General features: G+C 63.5%; 26 protein-coding genes. 20 read left to right on the forward strand and 6 right to left on the reverse strand.

Annotated elements, in window-relative coordinates:
* The 4 genes from BHQ40_RS18820 to BHQ40_RS18835 all read left to right on the forward strand — a co-directional run.
* Positions 1–547: efflux RND transporter periplasmic adaptor subunit (locus BHQ40_RS18820; protein WP_139139357.1), on the forward strand; the 547-nt coding region annotated here is incomplete at its 5' end.
* A 39-nt stretch (positions 548–586) separates the two neighbouring features.
* Complete coding sequence (locus BHQ40_RS18825) at positions 587–3,760, forward strand: efflux RND transporter permease subunit (protein WP_070157371.1); 3,174 nt, start codon at positions 587–589, stop codon at positions 3,758–3,760.
* A 154-nt stretch (positions 3,761–3,914) separates the two neighbouring features.
* Positions 3,915–5,180, forward strand: a complete 1,266-nt coding sequence (locus tag BHQ40_RS18830; RefSeq protein ID WP_070157374.1) for a DUF445 domain-containing protein — start codon at positions 3,915–3,917, stop codon at positions 5,178–5,180.
* A gap of 88 nt (positions 5,181–5,268) precedes the next feature.
* Positions 5,269–5,706, forward strand: coding sequence for a response regulator (locus BHQ40_RS18835; protein ID WP_070157378.1), 438 nt, complete (start codon positions 5,269–5,271; stop codon positions 5,704–5,706).
* Here the strand turns inward: BHQ40_RS18835 and BHQ40_RS18840 are convergent.
* Positions 5,651–7,174, reverse strand: a complete 1,524-nt coding sequence (locus BHQ40_RS18840; RefSeq protein ID WP_070157381.1) for a sensor histidine kinase — start codon at positions 7,172–7,174, stop codon at positions 5,651–5,653. The two genes, BHQ40_RS18835 and BHQ40_RS18840, sit on opposite strands and share 56 nt — an antisense overlap.
* Positions 7,167–8,450 (reverse strand): UDP-N-acetylglucosamine 1-carboxyvinyltransferase, encoded by a 1,284-nt coding sequence (gene murA, locus BHQ40_RS18845; protein ID WP_070157384.1) that lies wholly within the window; start codon positions 8,448–8,450, stop codon positions 7,167–7,169. Before murA ends, BHQ40_RS18840 begins: the two co-directional genes overlap by 8 nt.
* A gap of 213 nt (positions 8,451–8,663) precedes the next feature.
* On the opposite strand from murA, the gene BHQ40_RS18850 reads away from it, so the two are divergent.
* Positions 8,664–9,395 (forward strand): Crp/Fnr family transcriptional regulator, encoded by a 732-nt coding sequence (locus tag BHQ40_RS18850; RefSeq protein WP_253183413.1) that lies wholly within the window; start codon positions 8,664–8,666, stop codon positions 9,393–9,395.
* Between the two features lie 87 nt (positions 9,396–9,482).
* On the opposite strand, the gene BHQ40_RS18855 is transcribed toward BHQ40_RS18850, so the two are convergent.
* The gene (locus tag BHQ40_RS18855; protein WP_070157390.1) at positions 9,483–10,049 is read right to left on the reverse strand and encodes an HNH endonuclease; all 567 of its coding nucleotides are present in this window, start codon (positions 10,047–10,049) and stop codon (positions 9,483–9,485) included.
* A gap of 95 nt (positions 10,050–10,144) precedes the next feature.
* On the opposite strand from BHQ40_RS18855, the gene gluQRS reads away from it, so the two are divergent.
* From gluQRS to hmuQ, 7 genes are all read left to right on the forward strand, one after another.
* Positions 10,145–11,035 (forward strand): tRNA glutamyl-Q(34) synthetase GluQRS, encoded by an 891-nt coding sequence (gene gluQRS / locus BHQ40_RS18860; RefSeq protein WP_070157392.1) that lies wholly within the window; start codon positions 10,145–10,147, stop codon positions 11,033–11,035.
* Positions 11,036–11,044: 9 nt separating this feature from the next.
* Positions 11,045–11,281, forward strand: a complete 237-nt coding sequence (locus BHQ40_RS18865) for a twin transmembrane helix small protein (RefSeq protein ID WP_070157394.1) — start codon at positions 11,045–11,047, stop codon at positions 11,279–11,281.
* 12 nt (positions 11,282–11,293) lie between these two features.
* Entirely contained in the window at positions 11,294–11,863 is a 570-nt protein-coding gene (locus BHQ40_RS18870; protein ID WP_070157397.1) for a cob(I)yrinic acid a,c-diamide adenosyltransferase, read from the forward strand.
* A 122-nt stretch (positions 11,864–11,985) separates the two neighbouring features.
* Positions 11,986–13,254 carry an ergothioneine biosynthesis protein EgtB gene (gene egtB / locus BHQ40_RS18875; RefSeq protein ID WP_070157401.1) on the forward strand — a complete coding sequence of 423 codons (1,269 nt, stop codon included), beginning with the start codon at positions 11,986–11,988 and terminating at the stop codon, positions 13,252–13,254.
* Complete coding sequence (egtD, locus tag BHQ40_RS18880) at positions 13,254–14,210, forward strand: L-histidine N(alpha)-methyltransferase (RefSeq protein WP_070157403.1); 957 nt, start codon at positions 13,254–13,256, stop codon at positions 14,208–14,210. Before egtB ends, egtD begins: the two co-directional genes overlap by 1 nt.
* A gap of 83 nt (positions 14,211–14,293) precedes the next feature.
* Positions 14,294–15,163, forward strand: a complete 870-nt coding sequence (locus tag BHQ40_RS18885) for a 3-hydroxyacyl-CoA dehydrogenase family protein (protein WP_070157405.1) — start codon at positions 14,294–14,296, stop codon at positions 15,161–15,163.
* Between the two features lie 67 nt (positions 15,164–15,230).
* On the forward strand, positions 15,231–15,545 hold the full coding sequence (gene hmuQ, locus BHQ40_RS18890; RefSeq protein WP_070157407.1) for a heme-degrading protein HmuQ: 315 nt from the start codon (positions 15,231–15,233) through the stop codon (positions 15,543–15,545).
* A 179-nt stretch (positions 15,546–15,724) separates the two neighbouring features.
* Here the strand turns inward: hmuQ and BHQ40_RS18895 are convergent, their stop codons facing one another.
* The gene (locus BHQ40_RS18895; protein WP_070157408.1) at positions 15,725–16,957 is read right to left on the reverse strand and encodes a NupC/NupG family nucleoside CNT transporter; all 1,233 of its coding nucleotides are present in this window, start codon (positions 16,955–16,957) and stop codon (positions 15,725–15,727) included.
* A gap of 231 nt (positions 16,958–17,188) precedes the next feature.
* On the opposite strand from BHQ40_RS18895, the gene BHQ40_RS18900 reads away from it, so the two are divergent.
* The 7 genes from BHQ40_RS18900 to BHQ40_RS18930 all read left to right on the forward strand — a co-directional run bounded on the left by BHQ40_RS18900 (position 17,189) and on the right by BHQ40_RS18930 (position 23,190).
* The gene (locus tag BHQ40_RS18900; RefSeq protein ID WP_070157409.1) at positions 17,189–18,247 is read left to right on the forward strand and encodes an NAD(P)-dependent alcohol dehydrogenase; all 1,059 of its coding nucleotides are present in this window, start codon (positions 17,189–17,191) and stop codon (positions 18,245–18,247) included.
* 65 nt (positions 18,248–18,312) lie between these two features.
* A complete protein-coding gene (locus BHQ40_RS18905; protein ID WP_070157420.1) occupies positions 18,313–18,948 on the forward strand; it encodes a queuosine precursor transporter in 636 nt (211 codons plus the stop codon).
* A gap of 312 nt (positions 18,949–19,260) precedes the next feature.
* On the forward strand, positions 19,261–20,163 hold the full coding sequence (gene argB, locus BHQ40_RS18910) for an acetylglutamate kinase (RefSeq protein ID WP_171905901.1): 903 nt from the start codon (positions 19,261–19,263) through the stop codon (positions 20,161–20,163).
* A gap of 109 nt (positions 20,164–20,272) precedes the next feature.
* Positions 20,273–20,578, forward strand: a complete 306-nt coding sequence (locus BHQ40_RS25820; RefSeq protein ID WP_070157423.1) for a YggT family protein — start codon at positions 20,273–20,275, stop codon at positions 20,576–20,578.
* A gap of 117 nt (positions 20,579–20,695) precedes the next feature.
* Complete coding sequence (folD, locus tag BHQ40_RS18920) at positions 20,696–21,589, forward strand: bifunctional methylenetetrahydrofolate dehydrogenase/methenyltetrahydrofolate cyclohydrolase FolD (RefSeq protein ID WP_070157410.1); 894 nt, start codon at positions 20,696–20,698, stop codon at positions 21,587–21,589.
* Between the two features lie 9 nt (positions 21,590–21,598).
* Positions 21,599–22,216, forward strand: coding sequence for a MarC family protein (locus BHQ40_RS18925; RefSeq protein WP_070157412.1), 618 nt, complete (start codon positions 21,599–21,601; stop codon positions 22,214–22,216).
* A gap of 281 nt (positions 22,217–22,497) precedes the next feature.
* A complete protein-coding gene (locus BHQ40_RS18930; protein ID WP_070157414.1) occupies positions 22,498–23,190 on the forward strand; it encodes a hypothetical protein in 693 nt (230 codons plus the stop codon).
* Between the two features lie 112 nt (positions 23,191–23,302).
* Here the strand turns inward: BHQ40_RS18930 and BHQ40_RS18935 are convergent, their stop codons facing one another.
* Entirely contained in the window at positions 23,303–23,983 is a 681-nt protein-coding gene (locus tag BHQ40_RS18935) for a YiaD family glycine zipper/OmpA-like lipoprotein (RefSeq protein ID WP_070157416.1), read from the reverse strand.
* A gap of 153 nt (positions 23,984–24,136) precedes the next feature.
* Between BHQ40_RS18935 and BHQ40_RS18940 the strand changes: the two genes are divergently transcribed.
* The gene (locus tag BHQ40_RS18940; RefSeq protein ID WP_070157425.1) at positions 24,137–25,447 is read left to right on the forward strand and encodes a hemolysin family protein; all 1,311 of its coding nucleotides are present in this window, start codon (positions 24,137–24,139) and stop codon (positions 25,445–25,447) included.
* Between the two features lie 202 nt (positions 25,448–25,649).
* On the opposite strand, the gene BHQ40_RS18945 is transcribed toward BHQ40_RS18940, so the two are convergent.
* Positions 25,650–26,259 (reverse strand): heme exporter protein CcmB (locus BHQ40_RS18945; RefSeq protein WP_070157418.1); only part of this gene is annotated, 610 nt, incomplete at its 5' end.

Below are 26,259 nucleotides of genomic sequence, written 5' to 3' on the forward strand. Positions count from 1 at the left end.
ACTGACGCGGACCGTGGAGCCGGGGCAGGTGGTCGCCGCCGGTACGGGCGTATTGTTCCGCATGGCCAAGGGCGGCGAGATGGAAATGCTGGCGCAGGTCAGCGAGGGCGACCTTGCGCGATTGAAGGTCGGCATTCCCGCAACGGTGACGCCGGTCGGCGGCGCGAAAAGCTTCACCGGCCATGTCTGGCAGATTTCGCCGGTCGTCGATCCGCTGAACCGGCAGGGCATCGCCCGCGTCGCGCTGAAGTTCGATCCGGCGCTGCGCCCCGGCGGTTTCGCCGGCGTCAGCATCGTCAGTGGATCGGGCGATGCGCCGCTGCTGCCGGAATCGGCGGTGCAGAGTGATGACAAGGGCAATTATGTCTATGTCGTCGACGGCGCGAACAAGGCGCGCAGGCAGGATGTGACGATCGGCCAGGTGTCCAGCGCGGGCGTGGCGATCACATCCGGCCTGACCGGGCGCGAGAAAGTGGTTGTTTCGGCCGGCGCGTTCCTGAATCCGGGGCAGTTGGTGAAGCCGGAATTGCAGAAGGCCGTAAAGTAGGCGCCTGACGGCGCTGCGCGGGCAGAAGAGGCGAGCACAGTGAATTTTCGCAATATTTCGGCCTGGGCCATCCGCAATCCGGTTACGCCGATCGTCATCTTCGCCGCGCTGCTGCTGGCGGGGCTGGTGGCGTTCAGCCGCATGGACATCAACCAGAATCCCGACGTCAGCTTCCCGGCGGTCGAGGTTCAGGTGGTGCAGCCCGGCGCTGCGCCGACGGAGCTGGAAACGCAGGTCACGCAGCGCATCGAGGCGGCCGTACGCGGCATCAGCGGCGTTGACGAGATCACCTCCATCTCCCGCGAGGGCAGCACCGACACCTTCGTCCAGTTCGCCATCGGTACGCCCGTCGACCGCGCGGTCAACGACGTCAAGAATGCGGTGGACCAGATCCGCAGCGACCTGCCCGACGGCATCCTGGAGCCGCAGGTCACCCGCGTCGACATCGACGGCGGGCCGATCGCCTATTTCAGCGCCGAAGCCACCGACATGACGCTGGAGCAGCTAAGCTGGTATATCGACAATACGGTCGCCAAGCAGTTGCTGGCCGTGCCCGGCATGGCGGCGGTGAAGCGCAGTGGCGGCGTGAGCCGGGAAATCCGGGTGATACTGGACCCCGCAAAGCTGCAGGCGCAGGGCATCACGGCGGCGCAGGTCAATGACCAGTTGCGCCTGGTCAACCTGAACGCGGCGGGCGGCCGGGCGGAAATCGCCGGAGCGGAGCAATCGCTGCGCGTGCTGGGCAATGCGCAGGACGCCTACACGCTGGGCCAGACGCAGATACGGATCAGCGGCGACCGCACGGTGAAGCTGGCCGACATCGCGGTCGTCAAGGACATGTATGCCGAGCAGCGCTCGCTGGCCCTGATGAACGGGCGGCAGGTGACGAGCTTCAGCCTGGAAAAAGCGAAGGGATCGTCGGACGTCACGGTATTCGATGAATCCCAGAAGGTGCTGGAGAAGCTGCAGAAGGAGAACCCGAAGGTTCATTTCAAGCAGCTTTTCGCCAGCGTCGACTACACCAAGGATCAATATCATTCGGCGATGGCCGCGATGGTCGAGGGCGCCGTGCTGGCGGTGGTCATCGTGTTCCTGTTCCTGCGCGACTGGCGCGCGACGATCATCTCCGCGCTCGCTATTCCACTGTCGGCCATCCCGGCCTTCTGGTTCATGGACATGATGGGCTTCACGCTGAACGGCATTTCGCTGCTGGCGCTGAGCCTGGTCGCGGGCGTGCTGGTCGACGATGCGATCGTGGAGATCGAGAATATCGTCCGGCACATGCGCATGGGCAAGACCGCCTATCAGGCGTCGATCGACGCTGCGGATGAAATCGGCCTGGCGGTGCTGGCCACCACCTCCGCGATCGTGGCGGTGTTCCTGCCCGTGGCCCTGATGCCGGGACTTTCGGGCCAGTTCTTCATCCAGTTCGGCATGACCGTGGTCGTGGCGGTGCTGATGAGCCTTGCCGTCGCGCGCCTGATCACGCCAATGATCGCCGCCTATTTCCTGAAGGCGCATGGCGAGGAAAGCCATGGCGAGGGATGGATGATGGACCGCTATATGGCGATCCTGAAATGGTCGCTGGACAAGGATCGCTATGAACGCGCGGTTGCCGGTGCGCGCGGATGGTGGGGGCGGCGGTTTGCCCGCTTCTTCGATCACCGCGTCTGGACGGTCGGGATCGCGGTGCTGGCCTTCCTGGCGACGATCCTCGCCTTCGCGACCCTGCCGATGACGTTCCAGCCGACGATCAACCAGGATTCCAGCCAGATCCAGGTGGAGATGGTGCCCGGCAGCACGCTGGAGCAGACGCGCAAGGTGGCGCAGAATGTCGCGGATATGCTGTCGGCCGACACCAAGGTCGTCGATACCGCCTTTGCCGACATCGAACAGCCGGGGCAGGCGCAAATCTATCTGACGCTGAAAAAGGATCGCGGCATTTCCAGCGTGGACTGGGAGCGCAGCGTCGCGCCCAAATTCCGCCAGATCGCCGACGCGCGGGTGAATTTCCAGTCGCAATCCGGCGGCAATTTCGGCCGCGATATCATCATCATGTTCGGCAGCGACGACCCGGAGCTGCTGGAAAAGACCGCCAACCAGATCGTCAGCGAGATTTCGCAGTTGAAGGAAGTGCGTGACGCGCGCGTCCAGGGCGACATGCAGCGGCCGGAAATCGTCATCCATCCGCATATGGACCTGGCCGCCAGCATGGGCGTGACGACCCAGGCGCTCAGCCAGACGATCCGCATCGCGACGATTGGCGACATCGACCAGAACAGCGCGAAATTCTCCCTGTCCGACCGGCAGATTCCGATCCGCGTGTCGATCGCCGAGGATTCCCGCCGGGATATTTCGACCATAGAAAATCTGCCGGTGCCGACATCATCGGGCGGTTTCGTGCCGCTGAAGGTGGTGGCGGACGTCAAGTTCGGCGCGGGTCCGACGCAGATCCGCCGCTATAACCAGATCCGCCGCATCGTCGTGGGCGCGGACCTCGCCCCCGGCTTCGTGACCAGCCAGGCGATGGCCAAGATCAACGCCCTGCCGACCATGAGCAAGGTGCTGAACGGGCAGGTTCTGGGCGTGCAGAAGTTGAACACCGGCGACAGCAAGTGGCAGGCGGAGATGATCAATAATTTCCTGATCGCCGTCGTGTCGGGGATCATGCTGGTCTTTGCGGTGCTCGTCCTGCTCTACAAGCGGGTCATGCCGCCGTTCGTGAACATGGGGTCGCTGCTGCTGGCGCCGCTGGGCGGGGCGCTGGCCCTGCATATCGCCGGGCAGCCCGTGTCGATGCCGGTCTTTATCGGCCTGCTGATGCTGCTGGGCATTGTGGCGAAAAACTCCATCCTGCTGGTCGATTTCGCGCTGGAGGAAATAGAGAAGGGCGTCCCCAAATGGGAGGCGATCGTCGATGCCGGGCATAAGCGCGCGCAGCCGATCGTGATGACCACCGTCGCAATGATCGCGGGCATGGTGCCGACCGCCATATCCCTGTCCGGCGACGGCGCGTGGCGCGCGCCGATGGGCATCACGGTGATCGGGGGCCTGATCCTGTCCACCGTGCTGACGCTCATCATCGTGCCGGCGACCTTCAGCCTGGCGATGGGTCTGGAAGGCTGGATCGGTCCACGGTTGAGCCGCAGCCTGCTCACCTACAAGAAGGGCGATGAGGTTGCGGCGGGGACTGTCACGCATCCGGCGGAATGACGTGCTGCCTGAGAAAGCCCTGCTGAGAAAGCCCTGTCCCGGAAAGCCTGCTTCCAGAAAGCGTGGCCCGAGAAAGCATTGCCCAGGAAAGCATGGCTTCGCGCCAAAAATCCGCTTTGACTGAACGAAACGGCGGCGTAACCGTTTTGCGGTGATGAGGATGCTTCGACCGTTATGGCAACCGCCCTCGCTTCCCGCCGGTGGGGTGCGGCAGATGCGGATCGTCGCGACGGGGATGCTGATCGCCATGGCGGCGCTGTTCATCGCCGCGCGCGCCATTGGCGACGTTCATCCGGCGGTGCCCTTCATCCAGTCCTTTGCGGAGGCGGCGATGGTCGGCGGGCTGGCCGACTGGTTCGCCGTGACGGCGCTGTTCCGGCACCCGCTCGGCCTGCCGATCCCGCATACGGCGATCATCCCGCGCAACAAGGATAGGATCGGCGATACGCTGGCGATCTTCCTGCGCGACAATTTCCTGACGCCGGTCGTGGTTGCGCGGCGGATGCGCCGCCTGGACGTCGCGTCCGCAGCGGGCCGGTTCCTCAGCCAGCCGGGCGGCGGGGACGGGCGGTTGCGCCTGGGCGCATCACGCCTGGCGGCGGACCTGCTGGAAGGGTTGGATCAGGAACGGCTGGGCGGCATGGCCAAGGCGGCGCTGGCGCAGCGGTTGCGCGCGCTGAACATAGGCCCGCTGGCGGGGCAGGCGCTGGACGCGGCGATGCGCGACGGCAGGCATGCGCCGGTGCTGGACGGCATCGTCAAATGGGCGGGGCGCACGCTGGAGGCGAATGATCATCTGATCCGCCAGATGGTCCATGACCGGGCGGGCAGCATCATGCGCTGGACCGGGCTGGACGAGAAGCTCGCCAACGCCATTATCGACGGTCTGCAGAAACTGCTCGACGAAATGGCGGACGACCCCGGCCATCCGCTGCGCGCAAAGGCGGAGGAGGGCCTGCGCACGCTTGCCCATGACCTGCAGTTCGACAAGACCATGCAGGCGAAGGTGGCGCGGGTGCGCGACGAGATTATCGACAATCCGGCGATGCAGCGGTGGATAGACGGCCTGTGGGAACAGGCGCGCGCCGGCCTGTTGCGCGCGGCGCGCGACCCGCAGGCGGCGGTCGCCGGACGACTGGGCGAGGCGCTGCAGCAACTGGGCGAAACGCTGCAGGGTGACAGGCGGCTGAAGGCGATGATCAACCGTTTCACCCGCCGCGCGGCGGTGGGCGCGGCCGCCAGCTATGGCGACGGGATCGTCAAGCTGGTGAGCGAAACAGTGCGCGGATGGGATGCGCGAACCGTGACCAGCCGGCTGGAAAATGCCGTCGGCCGCGACCTGCAATATATCCGGATCAACGGTACGCTGGTGGGCGGGCTGGTCGGCCTTGCAATCCACACGGCAGACATTCTGCTGTGATATCAAATATATAAGGTAAACGCCTTATTTTTGGGAACCCGCAGCGCCGTCAAACATTGAGCGATTCAGGTTTTTTGCGGAAAAGGTGATGACGAAGCGCGTTTTGATTGTTGAGGACGAGATTTTCGTCGCCCTGGAAATAGAGCATATCGTGCGCGCCGTGGGGATGGAGGTCAGCGCCATAGCGGCGGACCGCAAGGACGCACTGGCGGCCGCGCCGGACAGCGACATCGCGCTTGTGGACCTCAATCTTCGCGATGGTCCTACGGGTCCGCTGATCGGGCAGGCGCTGGCCGAGCGCCATGGCGTCCGCGTGATCTATGTGACCGCAAATCCGGCGCAGATCGGCGCGTCCGCCGCCAATGCCCTGGGCGTGATCACGAAGCCTTTCCGGGAAACGACAATCCGCGCGGCGCTGATGGCGGCGGCGGAGGAGGAACTGGACCTTTCCAGCCTCGCCATTTCAGGCTTCATTCCGTTTTCAGGGCCTTCCGGTTCATTGACCGGAGCGGAATATCAAGGCTGACGGACAGTCCGTCCTTCGCCCACTCCCGATTGATCGTTCCGCCAAGCTGCCGTTCCGCGCTGAGCGAAATGAGGCGCGTGCCGAAGCTTTCCGCGCCCGCCGCCGCGATTTCCGGCCCGCCCCGTTCCCGCCAGAGGAAATGGCAGCTATCGCCGGATTTTTCGACATGCAGGGTGATCGTCCCCTCCGGCCGTGAGAGCGCGCCATATTTCGCCGCGTTGGTCGCCAGTTCGTGGAACAGCAGAGCCAGCGGCGTGGCGGAGCGGTCATCGATTTCCACGTCATCGCCAGTGATGACGACGCGCGCATCGCCCGCCAGAATATAGGGCGAGAATATCTCCGTCAGGATGCCGAGCAGGCTGTTCTGGCCCAGGTTCGATGCGGACTGGCTGCTATGGGGGCGCACATAGTCATGCGCCCGGCCGAGCGACATGACGCGCTCCCGCAGCTCCTCGGCAACGGCCCCGATTTCCGGGTGCTCCCGCGCGGAAAGGCCGATCAGACCTGCGATCACCGAAAAGATATTCTTGATGCGGTGGGACAGCTCGTGGGAGACGATTTCCCGCTGCTCCGCCATCTGCCTTTGTTCGTGGATGTCCGTGCAGGTGCCGAACCAGCGGGTGATCCGCCCCGCCGCGTCACGCAGCGGCATCGCCCGGCCAAGCGTCCAGCGATAGGCGCCGCTATGATGGCGCAGGCGATATTCGATCTCATAGGGTTCGCCGGTCTCCAGCGACTGACGCCAGCGTCCCCAGGCCCGCTCCTGATCATCCGGGTGGAACATGCCGTTCCAGCCTTCGCCATCGGTCGATCCCTCCGGCATGCCGGTAAATTCATACCAGCGCGCATTATAATAATCATGATAGCCGTCAGGCAGGGTGGACCACACCATTTGCGGCATCGCATCCGCCAGCGTGCGGAACTTGGTTTCACTGTCGGACAGGGCGATGGCGTGATCCTGCGCCCAGGACGACACATGATGTTCGCGGCGGCGGGCCTCCAATTGGGCGACGACCTGTTTCGCCAGCACCATCAGGCCCTGAACCTGCAGCGGGGTGAGGCCGTCGCGCGGCTTGTTGTCGATCACGCACAGGGCGCCCAACGGAACGCCCTCATTCGATATGAGCGGCGCGCCCGCGTAGAAGCGGATATGCGGCGCGGCCGTCACCAGGGCGTTGTCGGCAAACCTTGGGTCAAGCGTCGCATCGGGAATGACGAAAGCGCCTTCGCCCAGCATGGCATGAGCGCAGAAGGACATGCTGCGCGGCGTTTCGCTTGCCTCCAGCCCCTTGCGCGCCAGAAAGCGCTGCCGCTCCGTCTCGACGATGCTGACGAGCGCAATGGGGGTTTCGCAGAGCGCAGCGGCAAAATCGGTGATCTCGTCGAGCGCCCCGAAACCCTCGGCATCCAGATCGTACAGGGCGAGGATGGCCGCCCTGTCGGTCTCATTGCCGCAAAAATCAGCCATCGCTGACCCGCTCTATGTCCGCGCCCACGGCGGAGAGCTTTTCCTCCAGCCGCTCATAGCCGCGATCAAGATGATAGACGCGGTTGACCTGCGTCTCTCCCTCGGCCGCCAGACCCGCCAGGATCAGGCTCATGGAGGCGCGCAGGTCGGTCGCCATCACTGGCGCGCCGGTCAGCTTCTCCACGCCCCGCACGACGGCCGTACGCCCATTGACGGATATGTCCGCGCCCATGCGCGCCAGTTCCGGCACATGCATGTAGCGGTTTTCAAAGATCGTCTCGGTCAACACGCTCGCGCCGTCCGCCAGGGTCAGCATGGCCATGAACTGCGCCTGCATGTCCGTGGGGAAGGCGGGGAAAGGCGCGGTGGAAATGGACAGCGGGCGCAGCTTGCCATGCGATGCGATCTTGATCCCGGTCTTGCTGGTGGTGACTTCCACGCCGGTTTCGCGCAGGGCGGCCAATATCGCCTGCATATCCTCCGCGTCCGCGCCCACAAGCTCCAGCTCGCCGCCGGTGATCGCCGCTGCGCAGGCATAGCTGCCCGCCTCGATCCGGTCGGGCATGACGCTGTAGGTCGCGCCGTGCAGCCGGTTCTTGCCATGGATGATGATGCGGTCGGTGCCGATGCCCTCAATATCCGCGCCCATCGCGACAAGCAGATTGCACAGGTCGACGATTTCCGGCTCCCGCGCCGCATTGTTGAGCGTGCAGGTTCCACTGGCGAGGACAGCCGCCATGACGGCATTTTCAGTCGCGCCGACGGATACGACGGGGAAGGTGTAGCTGCCGCCCGGAAGGCCGCCATCGGGCGCGCTGGCCCGGACATAGCCCGCCGCAATCTCTATCACCGCGCCGAACGCTTCAAGCGCCTTCAGATGCAGGTCGATCGGCCGGTTGCCGATGGCGCAGCCGCCGGGGAGCGATACGGTCGCCTCTCCCGCGCGGGCGAGCAGGGGGCCGAGCACCAGAATGGAGGCGCGCATCTTGCGCACAATGTCGTACGGAGCCTCGGTCGAGGTGACCCGTCCGGCCCGTAATGTCATCACCCGGCCGAAATCCTCCGGCCGCGCGCCCTCGATCATCGTCGAGACGCCGAGCTGGTTCAGCAGATGGCCGAAACTGTCGACATCGGCGAGGCGCGGCAAATTGCGCAGCGTCACCGGCTCGTCTGTCAAAAGCGCGCAAGGGAGCAGCGTCAACGCTGCATTTTTTGCGCCGGAGATCGGCAGCCGCCCCTTCAGGGCATGGCCACCGCGAATGTGAATGCGATCCATTTAGCCGCTTCATAAAGCCTCCAGCGGCGCTTGCAAGGCGCGCGAAGGCCGGAAAAAACTTGCACAAATATATTTCCTCCAAGTCTTTGAAGGAAAAAAGAGAATCCGATCGGCGTGCTTAATCGAAATTAATGCAAATCCCGTGGATGCAGCCAAAAGGCCGAAGGGGCGTTTTACCTCCGTAACGAAACCTTGTTTTGAAAAGGCTGTCGCGTGAGTGGAAGTTGTTTTGCTGATAGGTTGGAGAAGCATCTGAACCTCACTGAACGTGAGCGCGCTGCGCTTGCGCGGCTTGAGGAAAATCAACGGAAGGTGAAGCGTGGCGCGATGATCCAGCGCGCCAATGAGACGATCACGGAACTGTTCGTGCTGCGCGCCGGGCGGGTGATGAGCTATGTCATATTGCCCGACGGCAGCCGCCAGATATTGCGGGTATATTTCGCCGGCGATTTCATCGGTTCCGCCAGCACGGTTTACAGCAAGTCACCGGAAGCCCTGGTCGCCCTGTCCGATTCCGTGCTGTGCCCGTTCGACAAATATGCGCTGCGCGTCCTGCTGGAGGAGCATCCGCGTGTCGCCGCCCTGATGTTCGTTTTGTCGCAGATGGAGCGGGTTGCGCTGACCGACCGTCTGGCTTCGCTCGGCCGTTCGTCGGCGCGGGCGCGGGTCGCTTCCTTCCTGCTCGATATCATCGACCGCCTGCGCCTGATGGATGACAGCATCACCAACAGTTTCGACCTGAAGCTGACGCAGGAGGAAATCGGCGATGCCGTCGGCCTGACATCCGTGCACGTCAACCGCATGATCCGGCAGATGGAGGCGGACGGACTGATTTCGCGATCAAACGGCCGGATCGCCCTGTTGAACGAGAAGGCGCTGGAGGAAATCGGTCACTATACCAACCGTTATAACGACCTCGATCTCGACTGGCTGCCGGACGCCTAGAGCAGGTATTGATCCGACTGCGCCGGCTCAACGGCTCCAGGTTTCCGCTCTGTCGCGTTTTCCGGGCATCAGGGGATAGAAAACGCTCTAGGCCAGCAGTTCGACATCCCAGTAGAGCCAGTCGTGCCAACTGGCGTGCAGATAGTTGGGCGGGAAGGCGCGCCCGTTTTCTTGCAGGTGCCATGTGGTCGGTCGGATCGGCTGGATATGCAGACGCATGCCCGCTTCCTTCGGCGTGCGCCCGCCCTTGCGCAGATTGCAGGGGGAACAGGCCGTAGCGACATTCTCCCACGTCGTCCGCCCGCCCGCGCGGCGCGGGATGACATGATCGAAGGTCAGGTCGCGTTCCGACCCGCAATATTGGCAGGAGAAACGATCTCGCAGGAACAGGTTGAACCGGGTAAAGGCCGGATGCTCCGATGGCCGCACATATTGCTTCAGCGCGATCACGGAGGGGATCTTCATCTGGAAGCTCGGCGAATGCACTTCCCGCTCATAGGTGGAAACAATGTCTACCCGGTCGAGAAACACCGCCTTGATCGCGGTCTGCCAGGGCCACAGGCTGAGCGGATAATAGCTGAGCGGCGTATAGTCCGCGTTCAACACCAGCGCCGGGCAATTTTCCGGATGCCGTATCAGGTCGGGATGGTACATAGAAAAACTCTACCCCCTTGGCTGCCACGCCTTTATCGCGAAAAGCGTGACGGGAGCATGACAGCATTAACCATCATAGCGCGTCAAGAGGCTGTATGACGGCGACGAGCCGCCCACAGCATATGGTGACCCGCTTTGCGCCAAGCCCCACCGGCCGGTTGCATATCGGCCATGCCTGGTCTGCGCTGATGGCGCATGACGCGGCCCGCGCTTCGGATTGTACTTTCCGCCTGCGGATTGAGGATATTGACGGCGCGCGGAGCCGGGAGGAGCATGTCGCCGGCATCGTCGAGGATATGGCGTGGCTGGACATCGGCTGGGACGGCGATCTGGTGCGGCAGTCGGAAAGATTGCCGCTCTACCAGTCCGCTCTCGACAGGCTTAAGGCGATGGGCCTCGCTTATCCCTGTTTCTGCACGCGCGCGGAAATCGCCGCGGAGGTGGCGGCCAGCGCATCCGCGCCGCATGGTCCCGACGGCGCGCTGTATCCGGGAACCTGCCGCGCGTTGACGGACGGGGAGCGGGCGGAGCGCATGGCGAAGCAGCCCCATGCGTGGCGCATCGACATGGCGAAGGCGGTTGTGCTGACAGGCCCGCTGCACTGGATGGACGAGGTGCGGGGACGGATCGACGCCGATCCTGCGGCGGCGGGAGATGTCGTTCTGGCCCGCAAGGATGCGCCGACCAGCTATCACCTGGCGGCGACGGTCGATGATGCGGACATGGGCGTCAATTTCGTGCTGCGCGGGGAGGATTTGCTGGCGGCGACGGGTATCCACCGGCTGCTGCAGGCGCTGCTGGGGTTGCCCACGCCGCTTTACCGGCATCACCCCCTTCTGGCGGGACCGGACGGGAAGCGGCTGGCGAAGCGGACCGGCGGCATTGCTCTCGCCGAATTGCGGGCGGCGGGCGCCGATCCGCTGGCGCTGGCGCGCGATCTGCGCGCCGGGGTCTTTCCGGTTGGCATTTCGCTGGCGGGGGCCTAGATTGGCGGCATGAACACTTTCCTGGTCCTGCTCATCATCGCCGCCGCCATCGCGACCGTCGTCATGCTGGTTCGCGGCATCATCGCCTTCCTGCAGACGACGAAGGAAGAACTGAACTCGACCGACACCGGTCCCAGCGCGTCCAGCCTGAAACAGAATAAGATGATGTTCGCCCGCATCGGCTTTCAGGCGGTCGCCGTGCTGCTGGTGGCGCTGTTGCTGCTGATGAACGGCGGAAACCGATAGGCGCTGCGGCCGTTGGTCAAGCTCAACAAAATCTACACGCGCACGGGCGACGGCGGAACGACCGGACTGGTCGACGGATCGCGCATCGCCAAGCATGATCCGCGCATGGCGGCAGTTGGCGATGTCGACGAAGCCAACAGCGCCATCGGCCTAGCCGTGCTGGCGCTGGGCGACAGCCCGGAGGCGGGCTGGCTGCGGATGATCCAGAACGACATGTTCGACCTTGGCGCCGATTTCGCGACGCCTCTGGTCGAGGGCGACGAGCCGGCATGGGCGCTGCGCATCGTCGCGTCGCAGGTGGAGCGGCTGGAGCGCGAGATCGACATGATGAATGCGGAGCTGAAACCGCTCGACAGCTTCATCCTGCCCGGCGGCTCTCCGGCGGCGTCGGCCATCCATCTCGCCCGCGCGATCGCCCGGCGGGCGGAGCGCAGCGCTGCGGCCGCCGCAGCGCATGTGGCGCTGAACCCGATAGCGCTGGCCTATATCAACCGGCTGTCCGATCATCTGTTCGTCATGGCGCGCCGCCTGAACGGCAATGGCGCGGACGACATCAAATGGGTCCCCGGCGCGTCGCGTTGAAGCGTCACGCGTTCATCATTATATCGGCGTAACGACAATTTCTTCGGATGGGAGAACCCAATCCGGCTTTCGCGCGCTTGTTGTGCATGGAGAGCGGACAGACCGCATTTGAAAGGGGCCGAATGCCGATATCGGGCCGAATATCGTCACCACCCCTGCGCCAGCAAAGCTATGGCGCAATACGCGCGCTGACGCAGGCGCTGGCGTCTCCTTTGTCCGATGCGGATGCGACCGTACAGGCGATGGACGATGCATCCCCGGCGAAATGGCATCTCGCCCATGTGACATGGTTCTTCGAAACCTTCATCCTGCGTGACCATGTGCCGGGATACCGGCCGTTCGACGAGAATTTCGCCTATCTGTTCAACAGCTATTATGAGGCGGAAGGGCCGCGCCACATGCGGGCGCATCGCGGCATGTTGACCCGCCCGTCCCTGCGCGAAATCCTGAATTATCGCGCGCATGTCGATGCCGCGCTGATGGATGCGTTCGATGGCCTGCCGGAGCATGCGCGCGATCTGGTGACGCTTGGCCTGCATCATGAGCAACAGCATCAGGAATTGCTGCTGACCGACATCCTGTATCTTTTCGCGCAGAATCCGATGCAGCCGGCGATGTGGGCGACGCCCAGCGCCATGCCCGCGCCGATGCCCGATCCGATCCGCTGGATCGCAGGTGAGGCCGGGTTGGTCGAGATCGGCCATGACGGCAAGGGGTTCGCCTTCGATTGCGAAGGGCCAGTGCATCAGGCGATCCTGACGCCGCATGCGCTGGCGCACCGGCCCGTCACCAATGGCGAATGGCTGGAGTTCATGGCGGACGGCGGCTATCGCGAGGCGCGGCACTGGCTGTCGGACGGCTGGGCGTGGGTGCAGGCCGAGGGCGTGGAGGCCCCGCTTTACTGGCGGCATCAGGACAATGCGGGCTGGACCCGGTTCGGCCATGATGGCCGCCATCCGGTCAATCCTGCGGCGCCGGTCACGCATATCAGCCTGTTCGAAGCGGACGCCTATGCCAGTTGGGCGGGCGCGCGCCTGCCGACCGAGATGGAGTGGGAGAGCGCGGCGCAAAGCCTGGACCCCGATAGCGGGACGCAGCTTGATCGCGCCGCGACGCCGCGCCCGCGCGCCTGCGAAAGCGCCGACGGCCTGGCGCAGATGTTCGGCGATGTGTGGGAATGGACCGGCAGCGCATACCGCCCCTATCCGGGCTTCCGCGCGGCGGAGGGCGCGGTGGGCGAATATAATGGCAAGTTCATGTCCGGGCAGTTCGTACTGCGCGGCGGCAGTTGCGCGACCCCGCGCGGGCATATGCGCGCCAGCTACCGCAATTTCTTCTATCCCCATCAACGCTGGCAGTTCACCGGCGTCCGGCTCGCGAAGGACATCTGATGCTGCTGGAACTCAACCGCGACGCGCCGCAGCCGACGGCCGATCCCGCCTTCCGCCGCGATATCATCGAAGGCTTCTCCCGCTTCCCCAAATCGACGCCGCCCATCTGGTTCTATGACCGCAGGGGATCGGAATTGTTCGAGGAGATTACGCGCCTCCCGGAATATTATCCGACGCGCGTGGAAACCGCGATGCTGTCGGCCCATTGCGGGGAAGTGGGCGCGGTGACGGGGCCGGGACGGGCGGTCGTGGAATTTGGCGCGGGAAGCGCGACCAAGACGCCGCATCTGCTGTCCGCCATCGCCCCTGCCGCCTATGTGCCGGTCGATATAAGCGGCGACTTTCTGCGGGAAAGCAGCGCGGCGCTGGCGGCCCAATTCCCGGACTTGCCGGTCGTGCCTGTGGAGGCCGACTTCACGAAGGCCGTCACGCTGCCCAAGGGCATCGCCGCCATGCCCAAGCTGGGATTTTTCCCCGGATCGACCATCGGCAACATGACGGCGGCGGAGGCGGTCGACCTGCTCCGCACGATGCGGTCGTCGCTGGGCGAGGGCGCGATGCTGCTGATCGGCATGGACCGGGTGAAAGATATCGACGTGCTGGTTGCCGCCTATGACGATGCGGCCGGCGTGACTGCGGCGTTCAACCTGAACCTGCTGGCGCGCATCAACCGGGAACTGGGCGGGACCATTCCCGTCGACGCCTTTGCGCATCGCGCCATCTGGAATGACGACGCCGCGCGCATCGAAATGCACCTGGAGGCGCGGCGGGATGTCGATTTCACAATCGACAATATCCGCTTCTCAATGCGTGCCGGTGAGACGATCCATACGGAAAACAGCCATAAATATGGCCCGCGTGACGCCCGCCTGCTGCTGCGCGCGGGCGGCTGGGAGCCGCTGAGGGAATGGATCGCCCCCGATGACATGTTCGCGATGATCCTCGCGAAAGCCTGACAAACCCCTCGTTTTTGCCAATGGCGTGACGCCTGTCCACAGGTTAGGGGAGGGCAGTGATTTCAAGAGGAAAAGGAACCAACATGCAGTCAGTGGGAGTTATCGGCGCGGGGCAAATGGGCGCGGGCATCGCGCAGGTTTCCGCGCAGGCGGGATATGATGTGTTCCTTTCCGACGTCGATCTGGCCCGCGCGCAGAAGGGCAAGGACGGCATCGCCAAGCAGATCAACCGGCTGGTCGAGAAGGGCAAGCTGGACGCCGCCGCCGCCGAAGCCGCCATCGGCCGGATTACGCCGGTGGACAGCTATGCGCCCATGTCGGCCGCCGGCCTGATCATCGAGGCGGCGACCGAGCGCGAGGACATCAAGCGCATCATCTTTGCCGAAGCGTCTAAGGTGCTGGGCGAGGGCGCGGTATTGGCGACCAACACCTCCTCCATCTCCATCACGCGCCTGTCGCAGTCGGTGGCCGACCCGTCCCGTTTCGTCGGCATCCATTTCTTCAACCCGGTTCCGTTGATGGGCCTGGTGGAAGTGATCCGCGGCCTGGCCACCAGCGACGCCACCGTCGCCGTCGCCAGCGACTATGCGAAGAAGATCGGCAAGGAAGCGGTTCTCGCCAAGGATTCGCCCTGCTTCGTCGTCAACCGCATCTTCCTGCCGCTGATCAACGAAGCCTTCTTTGCGCTGGGCGAGGGCGCGGCCTCCGCGCAGGACATCGACAAGGGCGTGAAGCTGGGTCTTGGCCATCCCATGGGGCCGCTGACGCTGGCCGATATGATCGGCCTGGACACCATCGTCGAGATTTTGAAGGTGCTGCAGCAGGACTTTGGCGACCCCAAATATCGCGCCGCGCCGCTGCTGATGAAATATGTCGAGGCGGGCTGGTATGGCCGCAAGACCGGCAAGGGCGTCTACGACTATTCCGGGCCGGAGCCGGTTCCTTCGCTCTGACGTACTCTGGCATGGCTATCCTGCTGCCCTATATGTCCTTCAGGACGAGGATTGCAGGAGGATAGCCATGTTTATCGCCATGAACCGGTTTCAGGTTATTCCCGGCGAAGAAGACGCGTTCGAACATGTCTGGCTGTCCCGCGACACGCATCTGGACCGGGTGCCGGGCTTCGTCGAATTCCACCTGCTGCGTGGGGAGACGCAGGAGGATCATACGCTGTTCTCCTCCCACACCGTGTGGAAATCGCGCGAGGATTTCGAGGCATGGACGCGATCGGAGGCCTTCCGGCAGGCGCATCGCAACGCGGGCGACAACAAGCCGCTTTATCTGGGCCATCCCCGGTTCGAGGGATTTGAGGTGATCCAGACGGTGAAGCCTTAAGGCTATTCCAACAACACCGTTCGCCCTGAGCCTGTCGAAGGGCTGCCCTTCTTTGCGGCGTTGAAAGTAAGGACAGTCCTTCGACAAGCTCAGGACGAACGGATAGGATCGACCATCGCATCGGTTTCTCGACTTCGCTCGAAACGAACGGATGTGGGTGGCAGCAGTTGGCGCACCCTTCAGATCGACAGCATCAGCCCCGCCAGCGCCGCGCTCATCAGATTGGCGAGCGATCCCGCCACCAGCGCCTTGATGCCCAGCTTCGCGATCATCGGGCGTTGATTGGGGGCGAGGTTGCCCGTCACCGCCATCTGGATCGCGATCGAGCTGAAATTGGCGAAGCCGCAGAGCGCGAAGGTGACGATCGCGATGGTCGTGGCGGAGAGGTTCGCCTGCACCTGACCCAGTTCGATATAGGCGACGAATTCGTTCAGCACGACCTTGGTGCCGAACAGGCCGCCCGCGATCTGCGCCTCATGCCAGGGCACGTTGAGCAGGAAGGTGACGGGCGCAAAGACATAGCCCAGCAATTGCTGGAAGCTGAGCGTGGGATAGCCGAACCATGCGCCAACCCCGCCCAGCAGGCCGTTGGCCAGCGCCACCAGCGCGACGAAGGCGAGTACCATCGCGCCGACGGCCACCGCCAGCTTTACGCCGGTCTGCGCGCCCTGCGCCGCGGCCATGATGATGTTGGCGGGGCGTTCCTCGTCATGCGAGGCTTCCGGTATGACAACCGGGTCGATCTCCGGGTCCTCCGGGTTGTCGGGCATCATGATCTTGGCCATCAGCAGCCCGCCGGGCGCGGCCATGAAGCTGGCGGCGAGCAGATAGTCGATCTTGATCCCCATCGAGGCATAGGCGGCCAGGATCGTGCCCGCAACGCCCGCCATGCCGGACGTCATCACGGCAAAGAGCTGCGGCGGGGTGAGCGCGGCGAGATAGGGGCGGATCACCAGCGGGCTTTCGCTCTGCCCGACGAAGATATTGGCGGCGGCGCAGAGCGATTCCACCTTGGATACGCCCGTCACCTTCTGGATAGCGCCGCCGACCCACTGGACGATGAGCTGCATGATGCCGAGATAATAGAGGATCGACACCAGGCTGGCGAAGAAGATGATGACGGGCAGCGCGGCGATGGCGAAGCTCGCGCCGCCAATTTCCGGCTTCGCCAGCGGCCCGAAGATGAAGTCCGTCCCGGCCTGCGCATAGCCGAGCAGGTTGGCGACGCCATGCGACATGCCCGCGATCACGCGCTTGCCCGCCGGCACATAGAGGACCAGCAGAGCGATGCCCGCCTGCATCGCGAAAGCCGCGCCGACCACCCGCAATTTTATGGCGCGCCTGTTCGATGACAGGGCCACGGCGATGAGCAGGAGCAAGGCGATGCCGGCAATGCCGATCAGGAATTTCATGCGGCCCTTTCAGCATGACGAAGGTCGTCCAACCAAACCGGGCGACCAAACCGGGCGGTTATACACTGTGCGCACAGAGGGGCTAGGGGGAGGGGCTGGGCGTCCCGCCTTTTTTGTGAGGGTGGGCGGCGCTTCATCTTGTTCTTTGGTGCATCGCACTTAAATTTGTCCTGGCGACCCGTGGCGTCCTGCCCATTCCCGCCCAAAACAGCATTATTCCGGAGACTCCCCATGACGACAGCCCGTGGCTTTGCCGCGCAGTCCGGCGATACGCCGCTTGCGCCCTTCACTTTCGAACGCCGCGCCCCCCGCGCCAATGACGTGGCGATAGACATATTGCATTGCGGCGTATGCCATTCCGACCTGCATACGGCGCGCGCCGAATGGGGCGGCACCCTGTTTCCCTGCGTTCCGGGCCATGAAATCGTCGGCAAGGTCACGGCCGTCGGCGCGGACGTCACGAAGTTTGCGGTCGGCGACGTGGTCGGCGTGGGATGTCTGGTGGATAGCTGCCAGCATTGCCCGGCCTGCGACGAGGGGCTGGAGCAATATTGCGAGAATGGCCTTATCGGCACCTATAACGGTCCCGACGCCGATTTTGGTCACACCTTCGGCGGCTATTCCGACCATATCGTGGTGCGCGAGGAGTTTGTGCTGAAGGTCAGCCATGCCGAAAAGGATCTGGCCGCCGTCGCGCCGCTGCTCTGCGCGGGCATCACCACCTGGTCGCCGCTGCGCCACTGGAAGGTCGGGCCGGGCATGAAGGTGGGCATCGTCGGCATTGGCGGTCTGGGCCATATGGGCGTCAAGCTCGCCCATGCGCTGGGCGCGCATGTCGTCGCCTTCACCACCAGCGAATCGAAGCGGCAGGATGCTCTGGCGCTCGGCGCTGACGAGGTTGTCGTCTCGCGCGACCAGGCGCAGATGGACGCGCATGTGAACAGCTTCGACTTCATCCTGAACACCGTGGCGGCGTCGCATGATCTGGATGCGTTCATGGTCCTGCTGAAGCGCGATGGCACGATGACGCTGGTGGGCGTGCCGGAACATGCGCATCCGTCGCCCAATGTGGCGAACCTGATATTCCGCCGGAAAACGCTGGCGGGATCGCTGATCGGCGGCATTGCGGAAACGCAGGAGATGCTGGATTTCTGCGCCGAGCATGGCATCGTTTCCGACATTGAGGCGATCGCCATTCAGGACATCAACACCGCGTTCGACCGGATGGTGAAAAGCGACGTCAAATATCGCTTCGTCATCGACATGGGGACGGTGAAGGCGGCCGCCTGACGCCTTGCGCCCGGCGGGACGCAATGCGCCTTTCCCGCCGGGCGGAATGCCGATAAGGCATGGGGATGCCCGACACGCCCCAGCCCGCCATAACCCGGTCGCTTTTCCTTTTCTCGGTTCTCTATGGTGGCATGGTCTGCATCGCCGGGGTGCTGGGGGTAAAGCAGGTGGCGCTTGGGCCGCTGGTGGTCGAGGCGGGGATCTTCGCCTTCCTTCTGCTCGTCATCCTGTCTAGCGCGGTCGCGGAATTGCATGGGCAGCGGACGGCGACCACGCTGGTCCGCTTCGGCTTCGTGCCGCTGATCGTTTCCGCGTTGCTTATCCAGTTCGTCATCGCCTTGCCGGAAGATGCGGGCATGTATCCGCCCGCGATAGAGGCCTTCCCTATCGTCGTGGGGCAGGGCGCGCGGATGATGATCGCCGGGCTGATCTCCTACGGCACGTCGCAGACGCTCAACGTGTTCATCTTCTCGAAGATGGCGCGGGGCGAGGGCAGGCTGCTGTGGCTGCGCGCTATGGTCGCCAGCGTGATATCCCAGATTGTCGACACCATCCTGTTCATCACTATCTCCTTCCTGGGCGAAAGGGAGATTTGGGGGCTGATGGCCGGGCAGATGCTGACCAAGGTGATCCTGTCGGTCATCCTGGTGCCGCCGCTGATTTCCGCGACCGTGGCGCTGGGGCGGCGGTTGGACAGGTAAGTTTCCTCGAATTTCCATTTCCGTTCGTCCTGAGTAGCCCCTTCGACTGCCTGCAAGCAGGCGCTCAGGACAGGCATTGAGCGAAGTCGAAATGGCGTATCGAAGGATGTGAACTTAGCGCAACAATGCTTCGATACCGCATCGGGTGAAACATCCCCCGGATGTTTCAGGATCGTCCGGGGGACGATCCGACCCAATGCGCTTCGACTTCGCTCAGTCTCTACTCAGCACGAACGGCTGTAGGGGAACTGGCCTGTCTCGTCGATTCAACCCTGCTTGCAGCGCCCGCCCAATGGTCCTATGCGCGCGCCCATGATGAGCAAGCATGATCCCGATCCCGCCCTGCTGGCAAAAGCGGAAACGCTGACTGAGGCGCTGCCCTATATGCAGCGCTATGCAGGCAAGACCTTCGTGGTGAAATATGGCGGCCATGCGATGGGAGACCCGGAGCTGGCGCGCGATTTCGCCGAGGATGTCGTGCTGATGAAGGCGGTCGGCATCAATCCGGTCGTGGTGCATGGCGGCGGGCCGCAGATCGGCGCCATGCTCAAGCAGCTTGGCGTGGAGAGCAGCTTCGTCGACGGCCTGCGCGTGACCGATGCGGAAACCGCCAAGGTCGCCGAGATGGTGCTGTCCGGCGCGATCAATAAGGAACTAGTCAACTGGATCGGCCAGGCGGGCGGCCGCGCCGTCGGCATATCGGGCAAGGATGACGGCTTCGTCACCGCGACCAAGGTGCTGCGGACCCGGAAGGACCCGGACAGCAATATCGAACAGGCGGTGGACCTAGGCTTTGTCGGCGAACCCTCCAAGGTCGACCGGACCCTGCTGGACACGATCAGCGCGGCGGGAATGATCCCGGTGATCGCGCCGATCGCGATTGGCGAGGATGGCAGCACCTATAATATCAACGCCGACACGATGGCGGGCGCGATCGCCGCGGCGCTGGGCGCGGCGCGCCTGTTCCTGCTGACCGACGTGCCGGGCGTGCTGGACAAGAGCGGCGAGCTGCTGACCGACCTTGACCCGGCGAAGATCGTCGGGCTGCAGGCGGACGGCACCATATCCGGCGGTATGATCCCGAAGCTGGAGACCTGCCTCAACGCCGTGCAGGGCGGGGTGGACGCCGCCGTCATCCTGGACGGCCGGGTGCCGCATGCGATGCTGCTGGAAATCTTCACCCGGCGCGGCGCGGGCACGCTGGTCCGGCTGTAGGCACTTTCGATGGTATCGACCGGCTGAACGCTTGGCGTCGCGCAAGCTGTCCGCTAGAGCAGGTCATCTTGAACAGCCCCCGCGACTGGAGATTATAGCCTTGATCGAGTTGCTTGATACGATCAATAAAATCGTCTTCATCATATTGGAGGCCGCTTGGTGGATAATCATAATCCAGGCGATATTGTCGTGGCTGATAGCGTTCAATATCATCAATACCTACAATGATTTGGTGCGTAATGTGATGTACGCTCTGGACCGGATGACGCAGCCTTTTTACCGTCCGATTCGAAAATTCATGCCGGATATGGGCGCTCTTGACCTCACGCCTATGGTCGTTCTGTTGCTCATCATCATGCTGCAGCAGATTATTCGGCCGAATTTGTTCGCTTTTCTCGCCCGCACACTCACGTAAATTTTGTTCAGTGCAATTGTGGGAGCGTTTGAGTGACACCCACCGTCTAAAGCGCCTGCGGATCGCAGGAGCGGGCGATGCGTTGACAGCCCGGCTGGAAACATTGACGGATATGCTATGACCATCGGCAAGATCATTGACGGGAAGCTGTTCGCCGCCGGGCTGCGCGCGCAGGTGGCCGAAGGGGTCGCCGCCTTTGCCGACGCCGCCGGGCGCAAGCCGGGCCTTGCCGTCGTGCTGGTCGGAGAGGACCCGGCCAGCGCCGTCTATGTCCGCAGCAAGGGCAAGATGACGGTCGAGGCGGGCATGGAAAGCTTCGAGTTCAAGCGGCCTGACTCTATCGGGCAGGAGGATCTGCTCGACCTGATCGAGGAGCTGAACGAGGACGACCGGGTCGACGGCATTCTTGTCCAGTTGCCGCTGCCCGCGCATATCAACGAGGCCGCCGTCATCGCCGCCATCGATCCCGCCAAGGATGTCGACGGTTTCCACATCGCCAATGTCGGCAAGCTGGCAGTGGGCGAAAAGGCGCTGGTGCCCTGCACGCCGCTTGGTTGCCTGATGATGCTGAAGGATGAGCTGGGCGACCTGTCGGGGCTGGAAGCGGTCGTCATCGGCCGCTCCAACATCGTGGGCAAGCCGATGGCGCAACTGCTGCTGCAGGAAAGCTGCACCGTCACCGTCGCGCACAGCCGCACCAAGGACCTGGCCTCTGTCGTGCACCGCGCCGACATCGTGGTCGCCGCCGTTGGACGGCCGGAAATGGTGAAAGGCGAATGGATTAAGCCCGGCGCGACCGTCATTGATGTCGGCATCAACCGCGTTCCCGCGCTGGAGGAGGGCAAGACCCGTCTGGTCGGCGACGTCGCGACGGCGGAGGCGATCAGCCATGTCCGCGCGATCACGCCGGTTCCGGGCGGGGTGGGGCCGATGACCATCGCCGTCCTTCTGCGCAACACGCTGGTTGCTGCCTGCGCGCGCAAGGGCCTTGCGGCCCCCGATGGCCTGTAGGCGCGCGCCTTGATCGAACTGTTCATCTCGGCCTTCGTCACCCTGTTCGTGGTGATCGATCCGCCGGGTTGCGCCCCGATCTACGCCAGCATGACGACAGGAGCCTCCGACGCGCAGCGCCGGTCGATGGCGATCCGCGCGGTCGTAATCGCTACCGCCATCCTTCTGATCTTCGCCCTGTGGGGGAAGCAGGTGCTTGGCGTGCTGGGCATTCAGCTCGACAGCTTCCGCATCGCGGGCGGTATCATGCTGTTCCTGATCGCGATGGACATGGTGTTCGAAAAGCGCACCCAGCGCCGCGAGGACCGGGCGCAGAAGATCGCCGAAACGCCGCAGGTCGAGGATGTCTCCGTCTTTCCCATGGCGATGCCGATGATTGCGGGGCCTGGCTCCATCGCCACGGTTATGCTGCTGATGGCGCGGGCCGATGGCCTGCCCCAGCGCCTTGCCGTGATCGCCGCGCTGGCCGCTGTGCTGGTGCTGATGATGGGCGCGCTGCTTGCCGCCGGGCCGCTGATGAAGCTGCTCGGTCAGCGTATAGAGGCGGTCATCACCCGGCTTCTGGGCGTACTTCTTGCGGCATTGGCCGCTCAGTTCGTGATCGACGGGTTGAAGGCGAGTTTCTGAAGGTCGTCGATTCGGCCTGACGATACAAGCGGAAAATCCAACGAAGTTGCGGAAGTTGCGGGTTGCCAGCGGTTTTGCAACTTCGTGGGAAAGGTGGGGCTTCGCCTGCCTAACCGCGAAGATTTTGCAATGTTTTCTGATACGAGCCATTGCCGCAGGGTACCAGTCGCCAAGACGTGTAGGACAGTATCGAGTTGAGCCGGTCGCGGTCTTAACGCATCCATCGCACTTTCCCATTATGATCGAACGATATAGCGAACACTTACGCCAGAGAGACTGTCATGAACCGCCGCATGTTCTTGGCGCGGGTAGCGCTATCCATGACCGTCCTTTCCAATGTGATGGCTTGTGATGTGTTGCCTAAACGGCTTCCAACCTATCGCTACCGCCTGACAGTAGAGGTGCAGACACCTGAAGGAATAAAGGCGGATTCCAGCGTCATCGAGGTCTATTCGTCGATCGAAAGCAGCCTCAATATCGACAATCCGAGAGGTTTAAATATCTCCGCTCGTGGCGAGGCGGTCGCCGTTGACTTGCCGGGCGGGCAAACGCTGTTCGCGCTCCTGTCTCGATCCGATGGAATTGCGTTCCAGGGAAGATATGCATCCGGTGCGCTTTTAGGAGACGATTTTGGCGGATATTCCTACGAAGAGGGGCTTTTAGAACTGATCAAGCGGAAAGATGTGGCCGAAGTGCAGCGGCAGAATTATCCGATGCTTGTGAGGTTCGGGGATATTAATGATCCCAAAACTGTAGAACAGGTCAATCCTGACGATTTGTCCGGATCATTTGGTCATGGATTTACTCTCAAATCCATCAATATTCAGATTACAGATGATCCGATGACAAATAGATTGGATGCGGCCCTTCCGTCGCTCGGAAAATATCCCGAACTGTCGTTGAATCCCGCACATGATCCGAATGATCACCGTCTTTCGTCAACGCTTCACGTTGGCGATTTTATTAGGAGATGACTGGCTAAGCTGCGTCACCTATTCACCAATTGAAACCGATGCGTGAAGGCTTCTCGACTTCGCCTGAAGCGAAAGGGTGTGGGTAGTGGGGTACACTTAAGGGTAGCCCATACTAACCCCGCAAATCGCCCTCCGTCACCGGCACGATCTTGATTTCCACGCGGCGGTTCGCGGCCTTGCCCGCCTCCGTTGCATTGGTCGCGATCGGCTGCGTTTCGCCATAGCCGCGGGTCGCCATGCGCGCGGACTGCACGCCATGCTGGTTCAGATAGGTGGAGACCGCCTGCGCGCGCCGTTCGGACAGCATCTGGTTGTAGGAATCGGACCCGTCGCTGTCGGTATGGCCGTAAATGTCGATATAGGTTTTGGGGAACTCGGCCAGCGTCGCGGCGACCTCGTTCAAGGTCGGCTGGAACTGCGGCATGACGTCGGCCTTGTCATAGGCGAAGGTGATGCCGGACGGCATGCGCAGCAGCAGATTGTCGCCGTCCCGCTCCACATCGACGCCGGTGCCCGCCGTCCGTTCGCGCAGCTTGCGTTCCTGCGCGTCCATGTACGATCCGATGCCCGCGCCAGCGACTGCACCGATGCCGGCGCCCAATATCTTCTCCGTCCGGTCCCGCTTGCCGCCGACCAGATCGCCGAGCAGATAGCCGCCAAGCGCGCCGCCGATGCCGCCGATCGCCGCTTTCGACACCTGCCGCTCACCGGTTTCCGGGTCCGTGGTGCAGGCGGCGGTCGCGAACAGCGTCCCGATGCACAGCGCCCCGACCAGTTTCTGACGCGCTTTCATACCATATCTCCCATGTTTCATAACCACTTGGCTCCGCTAGGACCCTTCAGCCAAAGCGTGCTCCGCAACAGTTTGTTCCACAGCCGAATTGAATGAGCGATGATTGAGCTGTTGTGAAATTGACAGATTCCCGGCATGAGGGACGCGACCGCCATGGCCGAACCTCCTCCATTGACCCCATTTCCCTGGGTTGACCTGCTGATCATTCTGGCATTGGTCGCCCTGAACGGCGTGTTCGCCATGTCCGAACTCGCCATCGTTTCCGCACGCAAGCCGCGCCTGCAGGCGATGGAGAAAGCGGGCAAGCGCGGCGCAAAGGCGGCGCTGGCGCTGGGGGCGGACCCCGGCAAATTCCTGTCCACCGTGCAGATCGGCATCACCCTGATCGGCATCGTCGCGGGCGCCTATTCGGGCGCGAGCCTGGGCGGGCCGACGGCGGAGCGGTTGCAGCGGCTGGGCCTGGAGTCAAATCTGGCGGAGAATATCGGTTTCGCGATCGTCATCGGCCTGACCACCTATGCGTCGCTGATCATCGGCGAGTTGGTGCCCAAGCAGTTCGCGCTGCGCTCGCCCGAACCGATCGCCACCCTCGTCGCCCTGCCGATGCAGTGGATTGCGCGTTTTACCGCGCCGCTCGGCTGGCTGCTGGACAATTCCAGCGCCCTGGTTTTCAAGCTGCTGCGCCTCGACCGGGAATCCGAACAGCATGTGACGGCCGAGGAGCTGCACCTGATCGTTGCGGAGGCGAGCAAGTCCGGTGTGATCGAGGAGAGCGAGCGCGCGATCATCTCCGGTGTCGTGCGACTGGCCGACCGCCCGGTTCGCGAGGTGATGACGCAGCGCATGGATGTCGACTGGATCGACGTGAATGCCGATGCGGAGGCGATCCGCCAGTTCCTGCTGGCGACGCCGCACACCCGCCTGCCGGTGGGGCAGGGATCGGTCGAGGATATTATCGGCATCGTGCAGGCGCGCGACATCATGTCGGCGCTGTTCCGGGGCGAGGCGCTGGACCTGCGCGCGCTGATGCGCAAGGTGGCGGTGGTTCCCGATCAGGTCGACGCCATGGACGCGCTGGAGGTGCTGCGCCAGGCGGAAGTGCCGATGGTGATGGTGCATGACGAATATGGCCATTTCGAAGGGATCGTGACGCCCGCCGACCTGCTGTCCGCCATTGCCGGTGAATTCGCGTCCGACAGGGATTTGTACGAGGAGCCGGATGTCGTCGAGCGCGAGGATGGCAGCCTGATCGTGTCCGGCCAGATGCCCATTGATATGCTGGCCGAGCGCATTTGCATCGATCTGCCGGAGGACCGTGATTACGCCACGGTTGCCGGGCATGCGCTGTGGGTGCTCAAGCATCTGCCGGAGGTTGGCGAGCATTTCGACGATCAGGGATGGCGATTCGAGATTGTCGATATGGATGGGCGGAAGATCGACAAGCTGCTGGTGGCGGAGCGGTAGTTACCTGACCGTCGCCCCGATTGCCTGGTCATCCCAGCAAGGGCCGGGATATGTCGAGGCCGGGGTGCACGATGGCTAAGCGGAGGCGTGCTCCTGCGAAAGCAGGAGCCCAGTTCAAACGGCGGGACTGGACTCCTGCTTTCGCAGGAGCACGCGGTAACTTAGGCAGCCTGCGCTGGGATGACGCGGGTTGCTGGGAAGGCTACTCCCGCCCAGCCCGGATCGCGGCCCCAGCGGCAAAGGGGGTTATCGCCACCAGCAGCAGCGATACGGCGGCGAGGAATTTGAACGCCGACCCGCTGCCGTCGCCAAGCGACCCCGCGCCGAAGATCAGCAGGGGCACGGCGAGGGGGAGGGCGAGCAGTCCGGCAAGCGCGCCGCTGGACCGCAGGCCCGCCGTGAGCGCCGCCACCAGCACGCCCAAAGCGGCAAGGGCCGGGGTGCCGAGCGCGAGGCCGATTTCCAGCTTCATGATCGTGCCGCTCTCCAGCTTCAGCAGCGCAGCGGCGGGGAGCGCGGCCAGCATCAGGGGCGGGCCGAAGCCGATCCAGTGAGCGATCAGCTTGGCCAGCGCGATCATTTCATCGCCAATGCCGCGCAGCGCCAGTTGATCGAGGACGCCTGCATCCCGGTCTGGCGCGACCAGCCGGTCGACCGGGAGCAATCCGGCCAAAAGCGCCGCGATCCACAGCATGCCGCCGCCGGTCCGGCTGAGCAGCGCCGCGTCGGGGCCGACGGCGAAGGGGAACAAGGCCGCCACCAGCAGCAGGAAGGCGACCGGCAGCCACAGGCCGCCCGACCGCCACGCCTGC

Origin of the sequence: Sphingobium phenoxybenzoativorans (assembly GCF_001757355.1) — a bacterium.
Classification (GTDB): Bacteria; Pseudomonadota; Alphaproteobacteria; order Sphingomonadales; family Sphingomonadaceae; genus Sphingobium; species Sphingobium phenoxybenzoativorans.

Bases quoted from the DNA above. Each gene is read 5' to 3' on its own strand.
- BHQ40_RS18830 (WP_070157374.1), top strand. From the start codon at position 3,915: ATGAGGATGCTTCGACCGTTATGGCAACCGCCCTCGCTTCCCGCCGGT.
- BHQ40_RS18835 (WP_070157378.1), top strand. From the start codon at position 5,269: ATGACGAAGCGCGTTTTGATTGTTGAGGACGAGATTTTCGTCGCCCTG.
- BHQ40_RS18840 (WP_070157381.1), bottom strand. From the start codon at position 7,174: ATGGCTGATTTTTGCGGCAATGAGACCGACAGGGCGGCCATCCTCGCC.
- murA (WP_070157384.1), bottom strand. From the start codon at position 8,450: ATGGATCGCATTCACATTCGCGGTGGCCATGCCCTGAAGGGGCGGCTG.
- BHQ40_RS18855 (WP_070157390.1), bottom strand. From the start codon at position 10,049: ATGTACCATCCCGACCTGATACGGCATCCGGAAAATTGCCCGGCGCTG.
- gluQRS (WP_070157392.1), top strand. From the start codon at position 10,145: ATGACGGCGACGAGCCGCCCACAGCATATGGTGACCCGCTTTGCGCCA.
- BHQ40_RS18865 (WP_070157394.1), top strand. From the start codon at position 11,045: ATGAACACTTTCCTGGTCCTGCTCATCATCGCCGCCGCCATCGCGACC.
- egtB (WP_070157401.1), top strand. From the start codon at position 11,986: ATGCCGATATCGGGCCGAATATCGTCACCACCCCTGCGCCAGCAAAGC.
- egtD (WP_070157403.1), top strand. From the start codon at position 13,254: ATGCTGCTGGAACTCAACCGCGACGCGCCGCAGCCGACGGCCGATCCC.
- BHQ40_RS18885 (WP_070157405.1), top strand. From the start codon at position 14,294: ATGCAGTCAGTGGGAGTTATCGGCGCGGGGCAAATGGGCGCGGGCATC.
- hmuQ (WP_070157407.1), top strand. From the start codon at position 15,231: ATGTTTATCGCCATGAACCGGTTTCAGGTTATTCCCGGCGAAGAAGAC.
- BHQ40_RS18895 (WP_070157408.1), bottom strand. From the start codon at position 16,957: ATGAAATTCCTGATCGGCATTGCCGGCATCGCCTTGCTCCTGCTCATC.
- BHQ40_RS18900 (WP_070157409.1), top strand. From the start codon at position 17,189: ATGACGACAGCCCGTGGCTTTGCCGCGCAGTCCGGCGATACGCCGCTT.
- BHQ40_RS18905 (WP_070157420.1), top strand. From the start codon at position 18,313: ATGCCCGACACGCCCCAGCCCGCCATAACCCGGTCGCTTTTCCTTTTC.
- argB (WP_171905901.1), top strand. From the start codon at position 19,261: ATGATGAGCAAGCATGATCCCGATCCCGCCCTGCTGGCAAAAGCGGAA.
- folD (WP_070157410.1), top strand. From the start codon at position 20,696: ATGACCATCGGCAAGATCATTGACGGGAAGCTGTTCGCCGCCGGGCTG.
- BHQ40_RS18930 (WP_070157414.1), top strand. From the start codon at position 22,498: ATGAACCGCCGCATGTTCTTGGCGCGGGTAGCGCTATCCATGACCGTC.
- BHQ40_RS18935 (WP_070157416.1), bottom strand. From the start codon at position 23,983: ATGAAAGCGCGTCAGAAACTGGTCGGGGCGCTGTGCATCGGGACGCTG.
- BHQ40_RS18940 (WP_070157425.1), top strand. From the start codon at position 24,137: ATGGCCGAACCTCCTCCATTGACCCCATTTCCCTGGGTTGACCTGCTG.